Origin of the sequence: Flavobacterium limnosediminis JC2902 (genome assembly GCF_000498535.1) — a bacterium.
Taxonomy (GTDB): Bacteria; Bacteroidota; Bacteroidia; order Flavobacteriales; family Flavobacteriaceae; genus Flavobacterium; species Flavobacterium limnosediminis.
On the sequence record NZ_AVGG01000007.1, the window covers coordinates 330,494 to 351,473 of the forward strand.

Genomic DNA, 20,980 nt, shown 5'->3' on the forward strand with positions numbered 1-20,980 from the left:
TTATAACTCATAACTTAACTACTCATTAATCTTCTGATGCAATTGATTAAGCAATACCTGATAACGACTGATTTCGATAATGTCTTCATCCGATTTGGCATGATCTATCAACTCGGTAATAATTTCGTCTGCAGCAGTTAATTTAACCTGTGCTTTCTTGTTTTTCTTGGCTACAATTAAATCTATTGCTTGTTGAATGGTGCTTCTTATTGGGGTGTAATTGATTTGCATTGTATTGGCATTAACTGTTTTTTTCTTTAAACTGCTGCGCTATGGCTTTGAGTTTTTCTTTTCGAAGCTGCGCCGCTTCTTGTTCTCTGGTTTTCTTTTGGTCCACTTTCTTTTTGTGTGCCAAACGATTGGTTTCATTGCGTCGTCCCATACCGCTCTCCTATTTTTCGCTTTATATCAAGAAATGACTCATTGGAGGTTATCAACTGTTGTATCACTTCTTTTCGCAACGTAATTATACTATCAAATTTAAGATATTTTGCCCAATTTTCGGTGGTAATTACCTCGTTAATTTGCCGGATTACCTTAGCGGTTTCAGCAGCATTTCGAAGTTGGGCATTCCCTTTGTAATCCGGATTTGCCTGATGCTGAAAACTAACTTCAGTTTTCTCCCAATTTACTTCGATATAAAACAGTTTTTCATGATCGTTGTTGGGATAAAAGTCCGTCCAATCAGCATAACCGACTTTCGTTCTCGATGAAGTTCCCTCGGCTAAAGGCAATAATCGCCAACGACAATTAGCTGCACGACCCCAATGGTTGGAAACTCTGAACAGCCCTTTTTCCGTGAAATAATAACTGCTCCCCGATTTGCTGGTGTAACCGAGTTTTAAACCATCGATTTCTGCTAGAGGAACTTCCCTGTAAATGCAGAAGGTGTGTTTGTGGAAATTGGTTTTGTTGTAGGTTTTTTGCATGGCGACAAAGATAAAGTTTTAGAATTTAACTATAAATGCTTCTATACAGTAAAAATGCCAGATTTATTTATCTTTGAAAAAACTATACTTATGAAAGAAACCGTTTTGGCTTTTGGCGCTTTATATGCAGGATTAGCTGTTATTTTCGGTGCTTTTGGCGCACATGCCCTAAAGAAACGAATGAGTGATGATTTACTCAAAAGCTTTGAAACCGGAGTGAAATACCAAATGTATCACGCAATAGTATTACTGATTCTTCCTCAATTGCTGACTTTTGAAACGGCTTTGGAGCAAAGTATCGGCTGGTGTTTTATCATAGGAATACTATTGTTCTCTTTCAGCATCTACGGATTATGCCTTACTGCTATGAATGGTAACAAATGGCGTTTCCTTGGTCCGGTTACTCCGCTTGGCGGATTATTGCTTGTTATCGGATGGATGACTTTGTTGTTTAGTGTTATTTAAAATCTAACCGCAAAGAGCGCTAGGTTTTTCGCAAGGAACGCAAAGAAAAATTCAACTTATCGGAAATAAAAAAACCATCTCGTTACGGGTAACAAGATGGTTTTTTTTATCAGATAAGAGTATCAATTATGGGAAGATACCTCTTTGTTTGTATGCCATTTCAATACGCACTAACGCCTGAATGTAAGCCGCTGTTCTCCAGTCAGTTTTGTATTGTCCTGCAGTAATAACAACTCGGTTGAAAGCGTCTTCCATTTTCTTTCTTAATTTGATGATCACATCATCCATAGTCCAGATTTCTCCGTTACGGTTTTGCAACCACTCAAAGTAAGAACCGATTACACCTCCTGAGTTACATAGGATGTCCGGAATAATTTCAACTCCTTTTGCTAATAAAATAGCTTCTCCTTCTGTATCTGTAGGTCCGTTTGCACCTTCAGCGATTACTTTAGCTTTTACCGAATCGGCATTTGCTTCTGTAATCTGATTACCCAAAGCAGCAGGAATGATTACGTCACAGTCAATTCCGAAGAATTCAGATGATGTATAATCCTGAGTGTTTTTGAAACCTGAAATAGTTCCGTTATCCGCCTGGAAACGTAATAACGCCTCAGGATCAATTCCTTCCGGATTGTAGATAGTTCCTGTAGCATCCTGAACACCAACTAGGATTGCTCCGTTTTTGTTCATAAAGTGTGCTGCCCAGTATCCTACGTTACCAAATCCCTGAACGATATATCTTTTTCCTTCCAAAGAAGTGTTTCTTAATTTTGCCCATGATTCCAAAGTAACCACTACTCCGAATCCTGTTGCACGGTCACGACCTTCCAAACCTCCTGAACCTACAGGTTTTCCTGTAACTACGTGTTGGTTTTTAGAACGCTCAGCCGGAGATTTTGTAGACATGTAAGTATCTGCAATCCAAGCCATCATTTGTGCGTTTGTATTCACGTCCGGCGCAGGAATATCGTGCTCAGGACCGATGTTATCACCTAATGCATAAGTAAAACGACGCGTAATACGCTCTAATTCTCCCTGAGAATATTTTTTAGGATCTAATTGAATCCCTCCTTTTCCACCTCCGTAAGGAAGTCCGGCTAAAGATGTTTTCCATGTCATCCAGGTTGCCAATGCTCTTGCTGCATCAATATCAACAGTCGGGTGGTAACGCAATCCTCCTTTGTAAGGACCTAATACATTGTTATGTTGAACACGGTATCCTGTAAACACTTCTACAGTTCCGTTATCCATTTTCACAGGAAAGTTAACTATAATTTCATTATTTGTAGACGAAAGGATTTTTTTTACCGTTTCATCCAATCCCATAACGTTAGCAGCTTTGTCAAACTGAATCTTAACGTTTTCATACATGCTCGGCTGGGGCTTAGCTGTTGTTGCCATAATTTTAATGATTTACAACTTATTCTTTTTTATTTGTTTTATTTCTTGCTCTGAAAAAAGCAAGCAAATATATGGTTTTTAAATAAACCTAAAATCATTTTTGGCAATAAAATGCAATACAAATTAACAAATTGGTAATACCTGATAAGCAATTCATAAAGTAATCGCAACATTAGTAACAAAAGTTACTTAACAAGGCTTTTCAAAATCTTATATTTGTAAAAAAACATGATATGTATCAGTTATTAAAAGAATCGTACTCCTATTTATTCGAAGATGAATTGCTAAAGGAAATCGCTTCTGTGGGTATTCACCGTAAATTTCGTCAGGATGAAATTCTGATTGAGATTGGCGAACAGATAAAATTTATGCCGATACTCTTAAACGGAGCCATAAAAATTCTGCGCGAAGATGAAAACGGCGATGAATTGCTCCTGTACTTTTTGGAACGCGGGGATACTTGTGCCATGACTTTAACCTGTTGCCTCGGAAAAAACAAGAGCAAAATAATGGCAATTTCCGAAACCGACGGCGATTTAATCATGATTCCAATTGAAAAAATGGAAGAATGGCTGGTAAAATACAAATCGTGGCGTAATTTTGTCTTCGAAAGTTACAATGTACGCCTGCTTGAAATGCTGGAGGCTATTGATACTTTGGCTTTCATGAAGATGGATGAGCGCCTGTACAAATACCTTACCGACAAGGCAAAGGTTTTAGGCACTTCGGAAATTGCCAACACGCATCAGGAAATTGCAACAGACATGCACACTTCCCGCGTAGTAATTTCCCGTTTGTTAAAAAGCCTGGAACTGGAAGGAAAAATAAAACTGAACCGCAATAAAATAGAAATACTGCAATTTTAATGGAAATAATAGGTTACATCGGTGCTTTACTGATAGGACTAATACTCGGACTCACCGGTGGAGGCGGCTCCATACTCACGGTTCCGATTTTGGTTTACATTTTAAGCTACAGCCCGATTACAGCAACAGCTTATTCATTGTTTATCGTAGGAACAACCTCGGCGTTTGGTGCCACACAAAATTTTTTTAAGGGTTTTGTGGATATCAAAAAAGGATTCCTTTTTGCCATCCCATCCTTTACAGCAGTTTACTTAACCCGACGCTTTCTGGTTCCGCAACTGCCCGATACCATTTTCTCTTTTTCAGATTTCAGCTTAAGCAAAGAAGCCTTTTTAATGCTGTTTTTTGCCGTCATCATGTTTTTTGCATCCTTATCCATGCTGAGAAAAAAGAAATTAAATGACTTTGAAAACACTAAAGAAGAATCAAAATTGCTTTTTATCGCACAAACGTTCAGCGTTGGAATTTTAATCGGACTGGTAGGGGCTGGTGGTGGCTTCCTAATCATTCCTTCATTGGTGTTTTTCGGAAAACTACCCATGCGAAATGCGGTTGCCACTTCCCTGTTCATTATTGCCCTGAATTCCCTGATCGGATTTATCGGAGACATACAGACACTGGAAATTGACTGGCGCTTTCTGATCAGTTTCACTTCATTATCCGTTATCGGTATTTTTATCGGAATATATCTTAATAAGTTCTTAAATGAAGCGCAACTTAAAAAAGGGTTTGGTTACTTTGTATTACTGATGGCACTCTTTATCTTATCTAAAGAATTTCTCAAACTGTAACCAATGTTACTCTTATTTTTAAATATTGAATTACCTTTACACAAAATTAGAATACTGATATGAAAATAGAACAAATTTATACCGGATGTATTGCTCATGCAGCGTATTATATTGAAAATAATGGTGAAGCCGCTATTTTTGATCCGCTTCGTGAAGTACAATCATATATCGATAAAGCGGCAAAAGACAATGCAAAAATCAAATACATTTTTGAAACGCATTTCCACGCCGATTTCGTCTCTGGTCATTTAGATTTAGCAAATAAAACAGGTGCTCAGATTGTATACGGTCCGACCGCAAAACCAAGTTTCGAAGCCATCATAGCCGAAGACAACCAGGAATTTAAAATCGGAAATTACACGATCAAAGCCCTTCATACACCGGGTCATACACTGGAAAGCACCACATACCTTTTAATTGACGAAAACGATATCCAACGCGGAATCATCACCGGAGACACTTTATTTATAGGTGATGTGGGAAGACCTGATTTGGCTCAGAAACTCGTAACCGATTTAACTCAGGAAAAACTGGCCGGAATGTTATTCGATTCGCTTCGCAACAAAATCATGCCGTTGTCGGACGATCTTATCGTGTATCCAAATCACGGTGCCGGTAGTGCCTGCGGAAAAAACATGAGTAAAGAAACCACAGATACTTTAGGAAACCAGAAAAAAGTAAACTATGCTTTGCGTGCCGACATGACCAAAGAAGAGTTTACCAAGGAATTACTGGAAGGCCTTAGTGCACCTCCAGCCTATTTCCCTCAAAACGTTTTAATGAATATTCAGGGATATGACAGCTTAGAAACCATCATGACCAAAGCCAATACCGCTTTAGAGCCCGCTGCATTTGAAACAGTAGCAAATCAATCGGAGGCTTTAATTCTGGATGTGCGCCACGAAAATGATTTCGTTAAAGAACACGTTCCTAATTCCATATTTATTGGGTTACACGGAAACTTTGCCCCATGGGTTGGCGCTTTGATTATGGACGTTAAACAACCTATTTTATTAATTGCACCGGAAGGGAAAGAAGAAGAAGCTATTACCCGTTTAGCACGTGTAGGCTTCGATAATTGTCTTGGATACCTGAAAGGTGGACTGGAATCATGGAAAGCAGCAGGTTTTGAAACTGATAGCATTGCTTCGATTTCTCCCGAACAATTCGCTACGGAAAAAGATCAAACAAAACATCCGATTATCGATTCAAGAAAACCGGGAGAATACATGGCTGAACACGTTGAGAATGCAGTAAATATTCCATTGGATTTTGTAAACAGTCATCTTTCCGAAGTACCTAAAACAGAAGAATTCTATCTGCACTGTGCCGGTGGATACCGTTCTGTAATTATGGCTTCCATCCTGAAATCACGTGGTTTTCACAATATGATTAATGTGGAAAAAGGAATCAGCGGAATTCGTAATGCCGGAGTACCGTTAACGCAATTTGTATGTCCTTCCACCCTGAAATAAAAGATCATCGGGTTTGAAATATAAATTATCACAAAGTAAAAATCAGACACTTGTCTGATTTTTATTATTTAAATACTAACAAAAAATTAGCAGTGCAGATTATTAACAGGTGAAAAAAATAAATACTTTTGCACCGCTAACAAATAAATGCAAAATGAATCTGCGGATTCCTAAATAAAAAACAACTGATTATGACCAAAAAACTTCTTTTATTAGCCGGATTATCCATCTTAGCCTCATGCAATAAAATTGGAGACAACGAATACCTGATTACCGGTAAAGCTGAAGGTATCGAAAACGGAAAAATGGCAATATTACAGGTTCAGAATGAAATGGGTCCTGTTTCAAAAGACACTGTAAAAATTGAAAACGGAAAATTCGAATTCAAAGGTGAATTTACCGAAGGACCTGAAATCGGCTTCATCATGGTTGAAAGCATAAACAACGGCATGGTACCTTTCATCCTTGAAAACGGGGAAATAAACATCACTGTAGATAAAGATACTATCCAGAAATCCAAAATCAGCGGCACCAACAACAACGATAAATTCCAGGAATACAACGACGGTTCAAGCGTTATCTACAAAAAAATGATTGCTTTCCAAAAAAGTAACCAACAAAAATTTATTGACGCAAGAAAAGCAAATGACACTGCGGTAATGAATTCACTTACCAAACAAAACATGGTTTTTCAGAAAGACATGGATAAGTTTTCCGAAACTTTTGCTGAAAAAAACCCAACAATATTCCTTTCTTCACTTTTATTGGAAAACTTTATCGGAAGACAAACTTTAGAGGCTGATAAAATTGTAAAATTATACAATGCTTTATCATCAGATATCAAAAAAACAAAAAGCGGTATTCGCGTAAGTGAGTTTGTAAACAGCCAGAAAGCAGTGAATACAGGTAATACTGCTCCAAACTTTTCAGCGCCGAATCCGGAAGGAAAAATGGTTTCGTTAAAAGAATCATTAGGAAAAGTAACCATTATTGATTTTTGGGCTTCATGGTGCGGACCTTGTCGTGCTGAAAACCCGAATGTAGTTGCATTATACAATGAGTTTCATGCAAAAGGATTAAACATCATTGGCGTTTCATTAGATAAAGATGCCGATAAATGGAAAGATGCTATCGCAAAAGACAAATTAGCCTGGACACAGGTTTCCAATTTGAAATTTTGGGAAGATCCGATCGCGAAGCAGTACAACGTAAAATCAATTCCGGCAACTTTTATTCTTGATGCTTCGGGTAAAATCGTTGGAAAAGACTTAAAAGGTGCTGAATTAAAAGCAAAAATCGCAGAGTTATTAGCTAAATAAACCGCTCTTCAACCAAAATATTTAAAAAATCTCCTCAGGGAGATTTTTTTATTTTATTCACTCCCAATACATTAAAAAAAAGTTATAAATTATCTTTGAAATATGTTTGGATACTGAGAAAACAGTTCTATATTTGCAACCGAAACAAACAAGCACAAACACTTGTTAAGGCCATGGGGAGATACTCAAGCGGCCAACGAGGGCGGACTGTAAATCCGCTGATTACATCTTCGCAGGTTCGAATCCTGCTCTCCCCACAAATAAAAAAACAAACGGTATCAAAACCCAGTAAATCTTATGATTTTACTGGGTTTTTGCTTTTTAGGTACTTTCAAAATATTCATTCAATCTTAAATCTTAAGGGGAAAAATCGAGACCCTTAAAAATTCTCAGATTTAGGGTCTCGCTAAATTCACTTAAGCCTTACAAACACTGTACTATCAGCCTGTTCACTATTCGGTTCAAATGATGTACATCTTGTTTGTTATTACTCAGAAATTTAAATTGAATAATAATTAAAAGGTTACCATTATGAAAACAAAAATCACTCTTCATTTTTATGCTAAAAGCACAAAAGTGAATGCTAACGGCAAATTACCAATTTATGTTCGACTAACTGTAAATGGCCAACGACTGGAATTTAGTTCTAAAAAATTCATAGAAAAAACGAAATGGTCATCTGAACTAGCTAAAATGAAAGGTAATACAGAAGAAGCTCGTTCAATCAATAGTTACCTTGATATGATGAGATCTAAGGTTTTGAGTGCAGAAATGGAATTACTACATAAAGAAGAGGAATTATCCATCGAAAATTTTCAATCGATACTACTTGAGAAAAATAAGAATCATAGAATGTTGATACCGGTCTTTCAAGATCATAATAATAAAATGAAAGAGCTTTTAGGTAAGAAATATGCTCCAGGAACATTACAGCGCTTTGAGGTTACTTTAAATCATATTCAGAACTTTCTTCAATGGAAATTCAATGCCACGGATATTAGAATTGATAAAATAGACCATTGCTTCATTACTGAACTTGAATTCTATTTAAGAAGCGTAAAAAACTGCAGTAATAATACATCCGTGAAGTATGTTCGTAATTTCAGAAAAATTATAAAAATCTGTTTAAATAATGATTGGTTAGAAAAGAATCCTTTTAGCAGATATGAAGGAAAAGTTATTGAAGTTGATAAAGAGTTTCTGACCGAAGAAGAGATACAAAAAATCTACACTAAAAAGTTCCCTAATACTCGTCTGGAATTAGTAAAGGATATATTTATTTTCTGTTGTTTTACCGGCTTGGCATATATCGATGTGCAACAATTACGAAAAGACCATTTGGGAATTGGCATCGATGGAAATAAATGGATATTCAAAAACAGACAAAAAACAGATACTCGCTCTAAAATACCCTTACTCCCTATTGCGGAAGAATTGATAGAGAAGTATTCCGACCACCCGAAATGCATAAATGAGGACAGAATTCTGCCAGTATTGAGCAATCAGAAAATGAATAGCTATCTAAAAGAAATTGGAGACGTCTGCGGCATTCCAAAAGAAATAACCTTCCATATGGCTAGACACTCTTTTGCAACCTCTGTAACACTTACTAATGGCGTGCCAATTGAAAGTGTAAGTAAAATGCTTGGTCATAAAAGTCTTAGAACTACTCAGCACTATGCTAAGATTGTAGACAAGAGAGTGAGCGATGATATGGCTATACTAAAGCAAAAATTATCAATACAAAATCTTCAAACCAAACAAGCATAATTAATATTCTAGGCGATTTACTAAAAATTTATCGCCTAGAATATTTCTTTAATATACCTTTTAGCCAATAATATGCTGTTCAATATCTTCATACTTTAAGCCTGCATATTGACAGAACTCTTCAATACTTACAAAGTTGTCTTTGGACTTATTTAAACCCTCCTTTATCTTCTGGAGAAGTCTTGTACTTTGACGGTAACTTTTCCCTGTAATACGTTGTATGTCCTTTGGGTAAATACATACTCTTTTAGGCTCTGATTTCATACTTTATCTATGCTTTTGATATGGCTTTGCTATACTCTATTTGTTGTCTTGAAGAGCTAAAATAGATAATTATTAGAATCGTTTTCGATGGTCATTTATGTTTTGTTTGGACATTTATATCATTTGATGTCATTTGGTTTAATATGATTAATTAAAGTGTTTTATTAATTATAATATTTGTTCTCAAATCCTTCAGGAATTGTTGCAACAAGATGAAGATTTATGAATTTGAACACGAATTATTAATCTAATCTATTTAAAATATTATGGCTAGACAGAAAGGCATAATTAAACTAAAAGGTACTATCGGGGATATTACTTTTTATAAAACACAAGACGGGCATTTGGCTCGAGAAAAAGGCGGAATTGATGCGAGCAGAATTGCGAGTGATCCAGCTTTTCAGAGAACAAGAGAAAACGGTTCTGAGTTTGGAAGAGCCGGAAAAGCCGGTAAGGTTTTGAGAACATCATTAAGAGGTTTGCTTTTAAATTCTGCCGATGGTAGAATGGTAAGCCGATTGACGCAGCGAATGGTAAAAGTTATTCAGGCTGACACAACCAGCGAGCGTGGTTTAAGAAATGTTATCGATGGTGAGGCTGAATTGCTGGCAGGTTTTGAATTCAACATTAGAGGAAAGTTGGGAACCAGTTTATTTGCTCCTTTTGTAGCAACCATTGATAGAGTAACTGGGGAAATCAAAGTTGATTTGGCTTCATTTATACCATCGAATATGATTGCTGCACCAACTGGAACAACGCACTTTAAAATTATTTCTGCGGGTACTGAAATCGATTTTGAAGCAGAAACTTTTGTTGAAGCTCATTCCGAAACGGCTATTTTGCCTTGGGATACTACAGCAACTGCCGCTATCAGTCAAACGAATTTGGTAACTGCGAATAGTACACATCCTTTATTTTTAGCATTAGGGATTGAGTTCTATCAACAGGTAAATGGTCAAATGTATCCTTTGAAAAATGGGGCTTTTAACCCATTGGCTTTGGTTTCTGTAAGTGGATTGTAATAGTGTCTAATCTTAAAATAGAGAATTTATGAACATTGTAGAGAGAGCTAAGGCTCCAACACCAAAGTTTTTCAGAGTTTTGAGAACCGTAGGTTTAGCATTATTGGCGGTAAGTGGTAGCATTGTTGCTGCTCCAGTAGCTTTGCCTGCGATTGTAGTTACAGTAGCTGGTTATGCTGCAGTTGCTGGTACTGTATTATCTGCTGTAAGTCAGGTTACGGTTGATGATGATGCAAAGCGTGAGCAGGAAATTGTAAAACGACTGCAGGAAGAAAACAAATATTTACCTCGTGATGGAATCAAATAATTCAATCCATGCGGGAACTGCAGCCGGAACCGTTTTAAGTATAGTGCCTAATATCAGTTCCGAAGATATTTTAAAAACGATTGTTTTGGCAATTGTCGGAGCAATTGTAAGTTTTACAGTCTCGTTACTATTAAAGAGGCTGACAAAATTCAAAAATAAATAGTGCTTCGATGTACTCAGCAACCATCCGGTTTTGATTGGTAACCTTTTCCGGATAATTAGAAAGCCTGGTCACGTGATCAGGCTTTTTTGTATGCTATCCTTCCTGAAATTGATTTAACGTTACTTCTTCAATTACTACCTCAGCATCTGAAGTATACAATCCGTTATACTTTGCAATATCGACGGCTTTAATTCTGCTGTCGAATATTCCAAAATAAATTCTCGATGATTTGGTTTTCCAAACATCTGTTTGGTACAAAATAAATAGTGTCATAGGCTGGTTATGTTATTGGCTTTTACTTTATCGCTTACAGTACCTGTACAGGATAGTTCTACGCAAATCATTAATAAGATTGATATTTTCGTGAAATTGCTTTTCCTTTAATTCCAAAAGGCGTAATGCCTGAATGTTTTTTTTGTGCTGTTCGTAATCTTCATAAATTTCTGTTACTCTTGGAAATAACTCTTTTTTAAATTCCTGCAATCGAATAAAAGGAATAACAGAACCTATTAAAAATTGATGCCAAAATTTTGATTTCCATAAACTGAAAGTTACCCAGTAGATATTTTCGCAATCTTCTTCGTTTTGGAAAATGAGTACAAAGCTATTTGTAAATGGTTCCTTCTGCGGTTTACCGCTGTTAAGTCCTTTGTTAAGGATAAATAAATGAGGTTTGCTGTAAATAGTGTCCTTTCTGTGGGTTTTAACGATGTAATTTATCATGGCTTCGGATTTTAGTTTAATGCTCAGTCCCTTCCTTACACAACATTTTTTTCAAAAGAAAAAAGAGTAAAAAAGAAAGCCTACTACCCCTGTGGAGGGGTTCAGAAAAGCAAGTTTTTCTGGAAAAATACTACCCGGATGGGTGGAGATTTTTACAGAAACCCGTAGGGTTTGAACTTGCTTTTTTGAAGACCGGAACTAATCTTTGCCTTCTTTTTTTCTCTTTTTTGTTTTGATTACGAATTGTTTCTTCTGAAATCCTGATCTTCATGAATTGAGAGCTAATCGTCTTGAAAGGGTTAGAAATTTTTGGGCATTTTGAATAAAAGAAACTTGTCAGTAAAACCAGAGTGCGTTTCAAAATGCCCAAAAATTTGTAACTCTTTCTTAGGACTTGATTTTTGGGGATGCCAAAAGCAGTGTTCAGTGAACAGTTAGCAGTATGCAGTGAGGTTTTTGTTCTGAAAATGGAAGGCATCTCCAAAAAATAACTATAAACCACTCCTAGTGCGGTGGCAGTAGCGGAAGCATGGGTATTGTTTCTTTATTTGTCAACTAAAGGTCTTCTGATTGGTTTTATGCCGGCTTGATGCCTTTATAGGTGTACAATATTCCGAACTTCGTTTACAAGAAATTGTGATTATGGAATTGTAAGGCATTGAGCTGGCGTGAAACCAATTATGGCAATGCTACTGGCAAATAAAGAAACAATACTTATGCGGGCAAAATTTGGCTTTGTGGGTGCTGTTTGGTTTCTGCGGTGGGATTAACTTGAATTAAAGAGAAAAGTTGCTTAGGAATTGTTACAGCGCTTACAAAGGCAATGCAAACACTACCGCTTTAAACACAAAGAAGCTAAAAACAGGAAACGGAAACTTCTTCTGGAATGAATTTAGCCTAAAAATTTCTGTTGAAAAACTGCGCTTGTTAAAGGTAGTGGCGAAGGGCGGTGTTTTTGGTAGCTGGTTGGTGCGATGGAAGCTGCCAAAAATGTTGCCCTGGAGCCACTACCCTGCGCGGCTGTTTTACATAATGACATCTTATAGTGCTTGGCTTTCCAAAAATACAATAACTAGGTCTGGCATGAACTATAAGACTGCATTATGTAACACAGCTTGGGGAAAAAAATTACTGGCACAAGTTGCGAAGCATATGTGTTTTTGTACTAAAAACTGTGACAGTATTTTTTTTAGAGCGTTGGCAAATAATTCTACTGAGCTACTCACATAATAAATGAAACGATTAATAATTACACTTAAGGAAATTAGCGAAATGAAGCAAACAAAGAACTTGCTTTAGGAATACTTGGACTAAAGACAGTTTTTGTGTAGCTGAATGAGATAATGACTATTATGCAAAAAAAAAGATGCTTACTTATTACAGCAAACATCTCTTTCATTTGAATAATATAACTAACACTTAAAATTTCATTTTTTGAATCCGAACCGCATTAAGGATTGCCAATAAAGCCACACCTACATCGGCAAAAACGGCTTCCCACATCGTGGCTAAACCTCCTGCACCGAGTATAAGCACAATCGCTTTTACGGTAAATGCTAATCCAATATTTTGCCACACAATTTTTTTAGTTTGTTTCCCAATATTGATTGCCATTGCAATTTTACTTGGTTTATCGTCTTGTATCACTACATCAGCCGTTTCTATGGTGGCATCGCTTCCTAATCCTCCCATAGCAATACCTACATCACTTAAAGCTACTACCGGAGCATCGTTTACACCATCACCAACAAAAGCGACGGTTTCCTTTTTAGACTTAATTTCTTTTACCTTGTTTACCTTGTCTTCGGGAAGTAAATCGCCAAAGGCATTGACAATTCCGAGTTTTTGAGCTACAAATTGTACCACTGTATTTTTATCGCCACTTAACATTGTTGTTTTGACACCTAACGATTTGAGCATTTCAATGGTAATTTGAGCATCTTCTTTGATACTATCGGCAATGGTAATGTATCCCGCAAATTTAGAATCGTATGCAATAGCGATTAAAGTATAAACAATACTTGTTGGATCAATATCATACGAAATAGAAAATTTGTCCATCAGTTTGAAATTACCAACCAATAATTCTTTGCCGTTTACAGTGGCTTTTAATCCGTGACCTGATATCTCTTCTGTATTTTGCAAAACTATTGATGTATCAATTGTTCCAACAAATTGATGAATAGCTGTAGCAACAGGATGGGTACTTTGTCCTTCAAGTGCATTGACCATTCGTAAAATTTCATTTTTATCGAATTCTGGCTTAATGACAACCTCCTGAACATTAAAAACGCCTTCGGTCATTGTTCCGGTTTTGTCCATTACTACGTTCTGAATAGTTGCCATTACATCAAGAAAATTGCTTCCTTTGAAAAGGATTCCGTTTTTACTGGCTGCACCAATTCCTCCAAAATATCCTAACGGAATACTGATTACTAAAGCGCAAGGGCACGAAATAACCAAGAATACTAGAGCTCTGTATAGCCATTCACTAAAAACATAATTATCAACAAACAGCATTGGCAAAACACAAATAGCAACAGCTAAAAACACTACAATAGGCGTATAAATTTTGGCAAACTTCCTTATGAATAGTTCTGTATGTGCTTTTTGTGCGGTGGCATTTTGTACTAATTCTAAAATTTTACTTAGCTTACTGTCTGTATATGCCGTGGTTACTTTTACTTGCGAAACAGTATTCAGATTTATCATTCCCGCTAAAACTGTTTCGCCTTTACTTTTTGTATCGGGTTTACTTTCTCCTGTTAAAGCCGCTGTGTTGAAGGATGCCGTTTCAGAAAGCAGTTCACCATCTAAACCCAATTTCTCCCCTGCTTTAAGCTGAATAATATCTCCAATTTTAGCTTCCGAAGCTTTTATGATTTTAGCCATCTTATTTTCAAGAATGGTTACTTCATCCGGTCGCTGGTCAAGTAACGATTTAATATTGGATTTTGCTCTTGTAACGGCTAATGTTTGGAATATTTCTCCAATGGCATAAAATAGCATTACCGCAACACCTTCGGGGTATTCACCAATAGCAAATGCTCCAATAGTTGCAATACTCATTAATAGAAACTCTGAAAATATTTCGCCTTTGCGCATACTTCCTACGGCTTCTTTTACTACCGGTAAACCGACAGGAATATAAGCTAAAATATACCACCCAATTCGCACCCAACCCTTAAACCACGTTTGAGTAAAATAATTATCAAAACCTATTGCCACAAGTAACAATGTAAAGCTTATAATCGCCGGGACAAACATTTTAAAAGTACTTGTACTTTCGTGCGAATGTTCGTGATTATGACCATCGTCATCAGAATGCTTCTCGCTTTCGTGATTTATTTTATCCTCAAGTGTGCAGCATAGCTGCTTACCTGTTGCATCGTATTTATGCTGATGTTCCATATTGGATTATTTTAAGAATTAGCATTGATAATTTCCTGAATGTCTTTTGGTATTTCCATCGATTTTAATGGTGGCACATTTGAACCACCTGTATTACCCACCGGAATATGACCTACAAATGACTTAACGCCTCCAATGAGTAATCTTGGTATTTGTCCGATTACCTCTCTGGTACTTTTTATTTTAAAGCCAAATTGCAACATTTTCCAATGCACATAGGAATGCTCATAAGGATACTTTTGCCCTATAATGTGCGCCCGCTCTAAGTGATACCAAGCCATATTTAGGTTATCTATCTGTAAATTGTCCTTGAATGCTTCTAACTCTTTTTTATAAAAAGGAATTAGAATACTTGGCATTATTGTGTTAATTTTCATAACATTAAAGTATTAGTTAGTGTTCGTGTTCTCCACCTCCTTTAGAAGTTGCTAATAGATAGAACGCCCCTTTGATTACTATTTTTGCATCCGCAGGAATTTCCCCAACCAATTTGACTTCGGTATAACCTAAATCTGTAGTGCCAGGAACTACTTCAATGGCTTTAAAGTGAATTTCATTGTGTCCTTCTTCTTCGCCTTCTGCGTGTTCCGAATGGGCTTCGCCTTCTTTGTGTATATGCTCTTCTACTTTAGCTTTTGGTGCTTCTTCGCTGTGTTCTTCTTGAATGTAAATAAAATATTTATCTCCGTTTCTAACAATGGCATCTTTTGGCAATGCCTGAACCGTTTGATTGGTAATATTGATATTAGCAGCTACATACATTCCTGAAATTAAATCTTTAGCATCGCTTGGATTAATTTTTGCGTGTACGGCTACCGACTTACTTTCATTAGAAAAGGATTTATTAATACCGAATATTTTCCCTTTGATGGATTTGTTGGATTGATTGGTTAAAACAAAATCGACTTCCTGACCTACTGAAATTTTGCCTAAATCTTTTTCAAATACATTCAAATCCAAATGCATTTGGCTATTGTCAACCACTTCAAAAAGTGTCACTCCTGTTTCTGCAAAAGCGCCTTTGGTTATGCTTATTTTACCTACGTAACCACTAATTGGAGAAACAATAGGAATAAGTGAAGTACTTCCGCTTAAACTTACGTGTAATGCTTGTAGTTTATTTTTAGCGGCTTGTGCTCTTGCTCTTTCAACTGCTAATTTTGACTTTACTTCCTGAAATGTTTTGCGAGGATTTACATTTTCATCGCTCAATGTTTTTTGACGGTTGTATTCCAATTGCAGGTATTCAATGTTAGCAATGGCAGAATTATAATCTTCCTGCATTTCTGTAACTTCAAGATTTTGAATGGTTGCCAATGTTTTGCCTTTTGCAACAAATGTACCTTCTAACACATAAATATCTTTAACAACGCCTCCTATTAAAGTTGAAATATTAGCCATATTTTGTGGCGGAACTGCTGTATATCCGTTAGCTTTAATTACGGTATTAAGATTTTTCATTTCAATACTACCCGTTACAATACCAATGGTTTTGAATTGCGCTTCGGTCAACGCTACTTCGGTTTCTGACTTTTCTTCCTCGTGGGCTTCTTCGGTTTTCTTCTCGCCACAAGAATTTAGAAAAAAGAGAAAAGAAAATAGAACAAAGAGATTGAAGAACGAACCCAGATTATAATTTATTTTTAAAAATATATTTTTCATTTTGTTGAGTATTAATTATTGCTAAAAGATGGGAATTGCAATTGAATAGCGCTTTGATTATAAGCATTTACCGCTTCGGCATTTTGCTTTTTTATATCGATTGCCTGATTTAAAAAACTGATGTACGACCAGTAACTCATATCGCCATTGGCATAACTTTTTTGTGCCGTTGTTATGATTTGGTCTGCGTATTGCAATCCTTCATTTTGATAATACAGCATTGCTTTGTTCTGTTTATCGAACTCGCTTTTCAATTCTTCTTTTTGCAGTTTTAAAGCTAATTTACTTTTATCTAATTCCAGTTGTGCCTGTACCACACTTATTTCTGAAGCCTTGGCACGAGCCGAATTTACACCTCCAAAAAGTGGAATTTGTAGCCCCGCCGTAAATCCTTGGAAATAAGATTTTGTATCGATGGTCTGTCCAAAATAACCTAATCCTAATTTTGGTGTTCTCATTGCCTTGAAAATATTGGCTTCTTTTTGATAAACTGAAATTTGTTGGGTGTAATAATCGTTTACCAATCCTTGCACTTTATCCTCGGCAATTGAAACATTCTTTTCATACTTTAACGGAGTTGCGGCATCAGGAACAATATTTTCATCGGTTTGGATAAAATACTGTAACTGCTTTTGATACACCGCCAAATCGTATTCCAACTGTAATTTTTGGGTTTCAATTTCTTTTACCTTGGCTTTGGCACTTATGACTTCTATATTACCACTTTCACCTGTTTGAAAACGAAGTTCAGCATTTTTTAAAAACTTGATATAAATGTCACTCAATTCGTTGTTTAACTTTTGAATGGAAACACCATACAAATATTGATAGTAAGCTAATGTTACCGCTTTTTCAATTTCGTATTCTGATAAGGCTTTTCTTTTCTCAGCTAATTTTGCCAATTCTTCCTGTAATTGTCTGTTTGCCTTAGTGATTTTACCAATTGGGAAATATTGCTGAACAGAAACATTATGGTCATAATCAACACTATTAAACTGTCCGCCTTGGTATTGGACTTGCAAAGGATCTACTTGAAATGCCGCTTTTTTAAGCGTCGTTTGTTTTTCAATTTCTTTATCGGCAATTTTTAAATCGATATTGCTTTTCTTGGCTAAGGTAATTGCTTGGTCTAAAGTTACCGTTTGCTTGTTTTGTGATAATGCTACACAGCTAATCAATAGAAACCAAAGGGTTACAAATGGTTGTCTTTTTTTAAATTTTCTTATTTTCATTCCGTTTTCAAATAATAAATAAAGTATTGGTAATACTATTAATGTCAGTAATGTTGCCGAGAACAAACCGCCTATAACTACTGTTGCCAATGGTTTTTGTACTTCGGCACCGCCACTGGTTGATAATGCCATAGGCATAAATCCTAAAGAAGCCACTGCCGCTGTCATTAACACAGGTCTAAGTCTTGTTTTTGTCCCCATTAATACACGTTGCAACGGATCGGTTATACCTTCTGATTTTAGTTGATTGAAATAGGAAATCAATACAATTCCGTTTAAAACGGCAATACCAAACAAAGCAATAAATCCAATTCCTGCTGAAATACTAAAAGGCATTCCTCTAAGCCATAACGCAAAAACACCACCTATCGCTGATAAAGGAATCGCGGTGAAGATTAACAAGGACTGTTTCACACTGTTGAATGTAAAAAACAGTAAAACCATGATAAGTCCTAATGCAATGGGCAACGCTATTGAAAGACGCTTATTGGCTTCAACCAAATTTTCAAATTGTCCGCCATAAGTAATATAGTAACCCGCAGGAAGCTTGAAATTGGTTTCCAGTTTTTGCTGAATTTCTTCTACCACACTTTTTATATCACGACCACGAACATTTAACCCAACTGTTATTCTACGCTTTCCATTTTCACGAGAAACTTGTACAGGACCTTGCTCATAACTAATGGCAGCCACTTGGGATAGTGGTACTTGCTGACCATTTGGCAATGGAATAAACAAATTGCTTACGTCTGTAATATCGCTTCTGTTGGCTGCATCCATTCTAACCACAACATCAAAACGCTTACTCTCTTCATAGATTTTTCCTGCGCTTTCCCCTGCAAACGAGGAACGAATAATTTTATTGACATCAGTAATATTTAAACCATACAATGCAATTTTATTGTAATCGTATTTTACAGTTATTTGTGGGAGTCCGGTTACTTTATCAGCCTTTAAATCGCCAATACCTTCTATTTTATTTATTTTAGAAATCAATTCTTTGGCTTTTGTATCTAAAACTTCTAAATCGTCACCAAAAATTTTAATGGCTATATCGCTTCGGCTACCCGTCATTAATTCGTTAAAACGCATTTGAATAGGCTGTGAAATTTCGATATTCGCCCCAGGAATAGCTTCCATTTCTTCTTTCATCAAATTGGCTAAATCTTCCCAATTATCGGCAGATGTCCACTCAGATTTGTCTTTCAAAACAATAATCAAATCGCCACTTTCAATTGGCATTGGGTCGGTTGGGATTTCTCCACTTCCAATTTTGGTAACGATGGTTTTAATTTCTGGGAATTTTGCTTTTAGAATTTTCTCATATTTGGTTGTTGTTTCTACCATTTGGGTTAATGAACTACCTGTCATAATGGTAGCATTAATGGCTAAATCGCCTTCTTCAATGGTTGGAATAAATTCGCCACCCATATTTTGAAAAGTTATTACAGCCAAAGCAAATAATCCTAATGCGATTACTAAAACCGATTTTTTAATTTGCAATGCTTTTTCTAAAAAAGGGGTATATATCTTCTCGAACCACGCCATCATTCTATCGCTAAAATTCGATTTATGCTCAGTATTTTTCGATAAGAACATAGCACTCATCATTGGCACATAAGTCAATGATAAAATAAATGCTCCAATAACTGCAAAACCTACTGTCATTGCCATTGGTTTGAACATTTTACCTTCTGTTCCTACTAAGGCTAATATTGGCAGATATACGATAAGAATTATTATTTCCCCAAATGCTGCACTATTTCTGATTTTTGAAGCAGATTTATATACCTCGCTATCCATTTCGGATTGGGTTAAATCCTTTTGCCTTTTGAGTTTTTGTAAATGGTGCATTGTGGCTTCGACAATAATAACTGCCCCATCGACAATGATACCAAAATCGATTGCACCTAAACTCATTAAGTTTCCACTCACACCAAAGTAATTCATCAGGATTACTGCAAAAAGCATTGACAAAGGAATTACGGAAGCTACGATTAATCCGGCACGAAGATTTCCTAAAAATAATATCAGTACAAAAATTACGATTAAAGCTCCTTCCAATAGATTTTTTGTAACCGTTCCTATGGCGTTGTCTACTAATTTACCTCTGTCAATAAAGGCTTCGGCAACTACTCCTTCAGGTAACGTTTTATTGATTTGAACCATTTTTTCTTTCACTCTTTCCACTACAGCACTGGAATTTTCGCCTTTTAACATTAATGCTAAACCGCAAACAATTTCTCCTTTACCGTCTTTTGTAGAGGCACCATATCGCAATGCAATACCTTCACGTACTGTTGCAACGTCACGCACTAAAACAGGAGCACCATTTCGGTTTTTGACTACTACATTTTCTAAATCCTTGATGCCCGTTGCCATACCCACACCACGAATGAAATAAGCGTATTGGTCTTTTTCAATATAGGCACCACCAGTATTTTGATTATTTTTTTCTAACGCATCAAAAATCTCAGTGATAGTAACGCCTAAACTATTGAGTGTGTTTGGATTAACTGCAACTTCATATTGTTTTAATTTTCCACCCCAAGTGCTCACTTCAGCAACGCCTTCAATACCTTGTAATTGTGGTATAATTATCCAATCTTGAATGGTTCTTAATTTGATGGCATCGTACTTATCTTCATACCCTTTTTTAGCATATACATCATACTGATAAATTTCTCCAAGACCTGTTGAAATTGGTGCCAATTCAGGCGAACCAGCATAGTCAGGTATATTTTCTTCGGCTTGCTTTAATCGTTGAAAAATTTGTTCCCTTGCCCAATATATATCTACATCGTCTTTGAAAACAACCGTAACTACCGAAAGCCCGAAACGAGAAATACTTCGTAACTCAATTACTTTGGGGATGGTTTTAACGGATTGCTCTAACGGATAGGTAATTAATTGCTCCACTTCCTGACTGGCAAGAGTGGGCGCAGTAGTAATAATTTGTACCTGATTATTGGTTACATCAGGCAAAGCATCAAGCGGTAATTGTTTAATAGAATAGCTACCCCACGCTATAAGGACTAAGGTTAGCAATAGTATAATGAATTTATTCTTTATACTGAATTGTATTATTTTGTCTAACATTGAAAATATTGTAATGAATTAGAAATTAGCAAATTAAAGTACTTGCCATTATATGTGATTAAAACACACTTTTCTAACCCG

At 36.3% G+C, this 20,980-nt stretch carries 19 protein-coding genes and 1 tRNA gene; 10 read left to right on the forward strand and 10 right to left on the reverse strand.

The annotated features are described in order from the left end of the window. Positions 1–18 precede the first annotated feature (18 nt). The 3 genes from FLJC2902T_RS08855 to FLJC2902T_RS08860 are packed head-to-tail and all read right to left on the reverse strand — an operon-like array spanning position 19 to position 929. Complete coding sequence (locus FLJC2902T_RS08855) at positions 19–231, reverse strand: hypothetical protein (protein ID WP_023579460.1); 213 nt, start codon at positions 229–231, stop codon at positions 19–21. Positions 232–241: 10 nt separating this feature from the next. Then, positions 242–382 carry a hypothetical protein gene (locus tag FLJC2902T_RS16390; RefSeq protein WP_169727953.1) on the reverse strand — a complete coding sequence of 47 codons (141 nt, stop codon included), beginning with the start codon at positions 380–382 and terminating at the stop codon, positions 242–244. After that, the gene (locus FLJC2902T_RS08860) at positions 366–929 is read right to left on the reverse strand and encodes a hypothetical protein (RefSeq protein ID WP_023579461.1); all 564 of its coding nucleotides are present in this window, start codon (positions 927–929) and stop codon (positions 366–368) included. Before FLJC2902T_RS08860 ends, FLJC2902T_RS16390 begins: the two co-directional genes overlap by 17 nt. A 90-nt stretch (positions 930–1,019) precedes the next feature. Between FLJC2902T_RS08860 and FLJC2902T_RS08865 the strand changes: the two genes are divergently transcribed. Further along, positions 1,020–1,394, forward strand: coding sequence for a DUF423 domain-containing protein (locus tag FLJC2902T_RS08865; protein WP_023579462.1), 375 nt, complete (start codon positions 1,020–1,022; stop codon positions 1,392–1,394). A gap of 126 nt (positions 1,395–1,520) precedes the next feature. Here FLJC2902T_RS08865 and FLJC2902T_RS08870 read toward each other — a convergent pair whose 3' ends face one another. Further along, a complete protein-coding gene (locus FLJC2902T_RS08870; RefSeq protein WP_035677958.1) occupies positions 1,521–2,795 on the reverse strand; it encodes a Glu/Leu/Phe/Val family dehydrogenase in 1,275 nt (424 codons plus the stop codon). Positions 2,796–3,028: 233 nt separating this feature from the next. On the opposite strand from FLJC2902T_RS08870, the gene FLJC2902T_RS08875 reads away from it, so the two are divergent. The 9 genes from FLJC2902T_RS08875 (at position 3,029) to FLJC2902T_RS16395 (ending at position 10,772) form a co-directional block, all read left to right on the forward strand. After that, entirely contained in the window at positions 3,029–3,661 is a 633-nt protein-coding gene (locus tag FLJC2902T_RS08875) for a Crp/Fnr family transcriptional regulator (RefSeq protein WP_023579465.1), read from the forward strand. Next, positions 3,661–4,452 carry a sulfite exporter TauE/SafE family protein gene (locus tag FLJC2902T_RS08880; RefSeq protein WP_035677961.1) on the forward strand — a complete coding sequence of 264 codons (792 nt, stop codon included), beginning with the start codon at positions 3,661–3,663 and terminating at the stop codon, positions 4,450–4,452. Before FLJC2902T_RS08875 ends, FLJC2902T_RS08880 begins: the two co-directional genes overlap by 1 nt. A gap of 59 nt (positions 4,453–4,511) precedes the next feature. Continuing rightward, positions 4,512–5,927 carry an MBL fold metallo-hydrolase gene (locus FLJC2902T_RS08885; RefSeq protein WP_023579467.1) on the forward strand — a complete coding sequence of 472 codons (1,416 nt, stop codon included), beginning with the start codon at positions 4,512–4,514 and terminating at the stop codon, positions 5,925–5,927. 191 nt (positions 5,928–6,118) lie between these two features. Then, on the forward strand, positions 6,119–7,246 hold the full coding sequence (locus tag FLJC2902T_RS08890) for a TlpA disulfide reductase family protein (protein ID WP_023579468.1): 1,128 nt from the start codon (positions 6,119–6,121) through the stop codon (positions 7,244–7,246). Positions 7,247–7,421: 175 nt separating this feature from the next. Further along, positions 7,422–7,503: transfer RNA gene (locus FLJC2902T_RS08895), tRNA-Tyr, on the forward strand. 274 nt (positions 7,504–7,777) lie between these two features. Further along, a complete protein-coding gene (locus FLJC2902T_RS08900) occupies positions 7,778–9,016 on the forward strand; it encodes a site-specific integrase (RefSeq protein ID WP_023579469.1) in 1,239 nt (412 codons plus the stop codon). A 530-nt stretch (positions 9,017–9,546) separates the two neighbouring features. Further along, positions 9,547–10,302, forward strand: coding sequence for a hypothetical protein (locus FLJC2902T_RS08910; RefSeq protein WP_023571585.1), 756 nt, complete (start codon positions 9,547–9,549; stop codon positions 10,300–10,302). A gap of 28 nt (positions 10,303–10,330) precedes the next feature. Next, a complete protein-coding gene (locus FLJC2902T_RS08915; protein ID WP_023571586.1) occupies positions 10,331–10,609 on the forward strand; it encodes a hypothetical protein in 279 nt (92 codons plus the stop codon). Next, positions 10,596–10,772: a hypothetical protein gene (locus FLJC2902T_RS16395; protein ID WP_165569388.1), complete on the forward strand. Its 177-nt coding sequence runs from the start codon at positions 10,596–10,598 to the stop codon at positions 10,770–10,772. The genes FLJC2902T_RS08915 and FLJC2902T_RS16395 overlap by 14 nt, the downstream gene beginning before the upstream one ends. A 93-nt stretch (positions 10,773–10,865) precedes the next feature. Here FLJC2902T_RS16395 and FLJC2902T_RS08920 read toward each other — a convergent pair whose 3' ends face one another. The 6 genes from FLJC2902T_RS08920 to FLJC2902T_RS08955 all read right to left on the reverse strand — a co-directional run bounded on the left by FLJC2902T_RS08920 (position 10,866) and on the right by FLJC2902T_RS08955 (position 20,899). Next, positions 10,866–11,045 carry a hypothetical protein gene (locus FLJC2902T_RS08920; protein WP_023579470.1) on the reverse strand — a complete coding sequence of 60 codons (180 nt, stop codon included), beginning with the start codon at positions 11,043–11,045 and terminating at the stop codon, positions 10,866–10,868. 27 nt (positions 11,046–11,072) lie between these two features. Further along, positions 11,073–11,495 (reverse strand): DUF6943 family protein, encoded by a 423-nt coding sequence (locus FLJC2902T_RS08925; RefSeq protein ID WP_023571588.1) that lies wholly within the window; start codon positions 11,493–11,495, stop codon positions 11,073–11,075. A 1,419-nt stretch (positions 11,496–12,914) separates the two neighbouring features. Further along, positions 12,915–14,906, reverse strand: coding sequence for a heavy metal translocating P-type ATPase (locus FLJC2902T_RS08940; RefSeq protein WP_023579472.1), 1,992 nt, complete (start codon positions 14,904–14,906; stop codon positions 12,915–12,917). 11 nt (positions 14,907–14,917) lie between these two features. Next, a complete protein-coding gene (locus FLJC2902T_RS08945; RefSeq protein WP_035118369.1) occupies positions 14,918–15,283 on the reverse strand; it encodes a DUF3703 domain-containing protein in 366 nt (121 codons plus the stop codon). A gap of 16 nt (positions 15,284–15,299) precedes the next feature. Then, complete coding sequence (locus FLJC2902T_RS08950; RefSeq protein ID WP_023571592.1) at positions 15,300–16,568, reverse strand: efflux RND transporter periplasmic adaptor subunit; 1,269 nt, start codon at positions 16,566–16,568, stop codon at positions 15,300–15,302. Positions 16,569–16,579: 11 nt separating this feature from the next. After that, positions 16,580–20,899 (reverse strand): CusA/CzcA family heavy metal efflux RND transporter, encoded by a 4,320-nt coding sequence (locus tag FLJC2902T_RS08955; RefSeq protein ID WP_023571593.1) that lies wholly within the window; start codon positions 20,897–20,899, stop codon positions 16,580–16,582. Between the last annotated feature and the right edge of the window lie 81 nt (positions 20,900–20,980).

What these genes read in the sequence shown, in the direction of transcription:
- FLJC2902T_RS08910 (WP_023571585.1), top strand. Translation starts at nt 9,547, where the DNA reads ATGGCTAGACAGAAAGGCATAATTAAACTAAAAGGTACTATCGGGGAT.
- FLJC2902T_RS08870 (WP_035677958.1), bottom strand. Translation starts at nt 2,795, where the DNA reads ATGGCAACAACAGCTAAGCCCCAGCCGAGCATGTATGAAAACGTTAAG.
- FLJC2902T_RS08865 (WP_023579462.1), top strand. Translation starts at nt 1,020, where the DNA reads ATGAAAGAAACCGTTTTGGCTTTTGGCGCTTTATATGCAGGATTAGCT.
- FLJC2902T_RS08880 (WP_035677961.1), top strand. Translation starts at nt 3,661, where the DNA reads ATGGAAATAATAGGTTACATCGGTGCTTTACTGATAGGACTAATACTC.
- FLJC2902T_RS08855 (WP_023579460.1), bottom strand. Translation starts at nt 231, where the DNA reads ATGCAAATCAATTACACCCCAATAAGAAGCACCATTCAACAAGCAATA.
- FLJC2902T_RS08875 (WP_023579465.1), top strand. Translation starts at nt 3,029, where the DNA reads ATGTATCAGTTATTAAAAGAATCGTACTCCTATTTATTCGAAGATGAA.
- FLJC2902T_RS16390 (WP_169727953.1), bottom strand. Translation starts at nt 382, where the DNA reads ATGGGACGACGCAATGAAACCAATCGTTTGGCACACAAAAAGAAAGTG.
- FLJC2902T_RS08900 (WP_023579469.1), top strand. Translation starts at nt 7,778, where the DNA reads ATGAAAACAAAAATCACTCTTCATTTTTATGCTAAAAGCACAAAAGTG.
- FLJC2902T_RS08920 (WP_023579470.1), bottom strand. Translation starts at nt 11,045, where the DNA reads ATGACACTATTTATTTTGTACCAAACAGATGTTTGGAAAACCAAATCA.
- FLJC2902T_RS08945 (WP_035118369.1), bottom strand. Translation starts at nt 15,283, where the DNA reads ATGAAAATTAACACAATAATGCCAAGTATTCTAATTCCTTTTTATAAA.
- FLJC2902T_RS08940 (WP_023579472.1), bottom strand. Translation starts at nt 14,906, where the DNA reads ATGGAACATCAGCATAAATACGATGCAACAGGTAAGCAGCTATGCTGC.
- FLJC2902T_RS08890 (WP_023579468.1), top strand. Translation starts at nt 6,119, where the DNA reads ATGACCAAAAAACTTCTTTTATTAGCCGGATTATCCATCTTAGCCTCA.
- FLJC2902T_RS08925 (WP_023571588.1), bottom strand. Translation starts at nt 11,495, where the DNA reads ATGATAAATTACATCGTTAAAACCCACAGAAAGGACACTATTTACAGC.
- FLJC2902T_RS16395 (WP_165569388.1), top strand. Translation starts at nt 10,596, where the DNA reads ATGGAATCAAATAATTCAATCCATGCGGGAACTGCAGCCGGAACCGTT.
- FLJC2902T_RS08885 (WP_023579467.1), top strand. Translation starts at nt 4,512, where the DNA reads ATGAAAATAGAACAAATTTATACCGGATGTATTGCTCATGCAGCGTAT.
- FLJC2902T_RS08860 (WP_023579461.1), bottom strand. Translation starts at nt 929, where the DNA reads ATGCAAAAAACCTACAACAAAACCAATTTCCACAAACACACCTTCTGC.
- FLJC2902T_RS08955 (WP_023571593.1), bottom strand. Translation starts at nt 20,899, where the DNA reads ATGTTAGACAAAATAATACAATTCAGTATAAAGAATAAATTCATTATA.
- FLJC2902T_RS08915 (WP_023571586.1), top strand. Translation starts at nt 10,331, where the DNA reads ATGAACATTGTAGAGAGAGCTAAGGCTCCAACACCAAAGTTTTTCAGA.
- FLJC2902T_RS08950 (WP_023571592.1), bottom strand. Translation starts at nt 16,568, where the DNA reads ATGAAAAATATATTTTTAAAAATAAATTATAATCTGGGTTCGTTCTTC.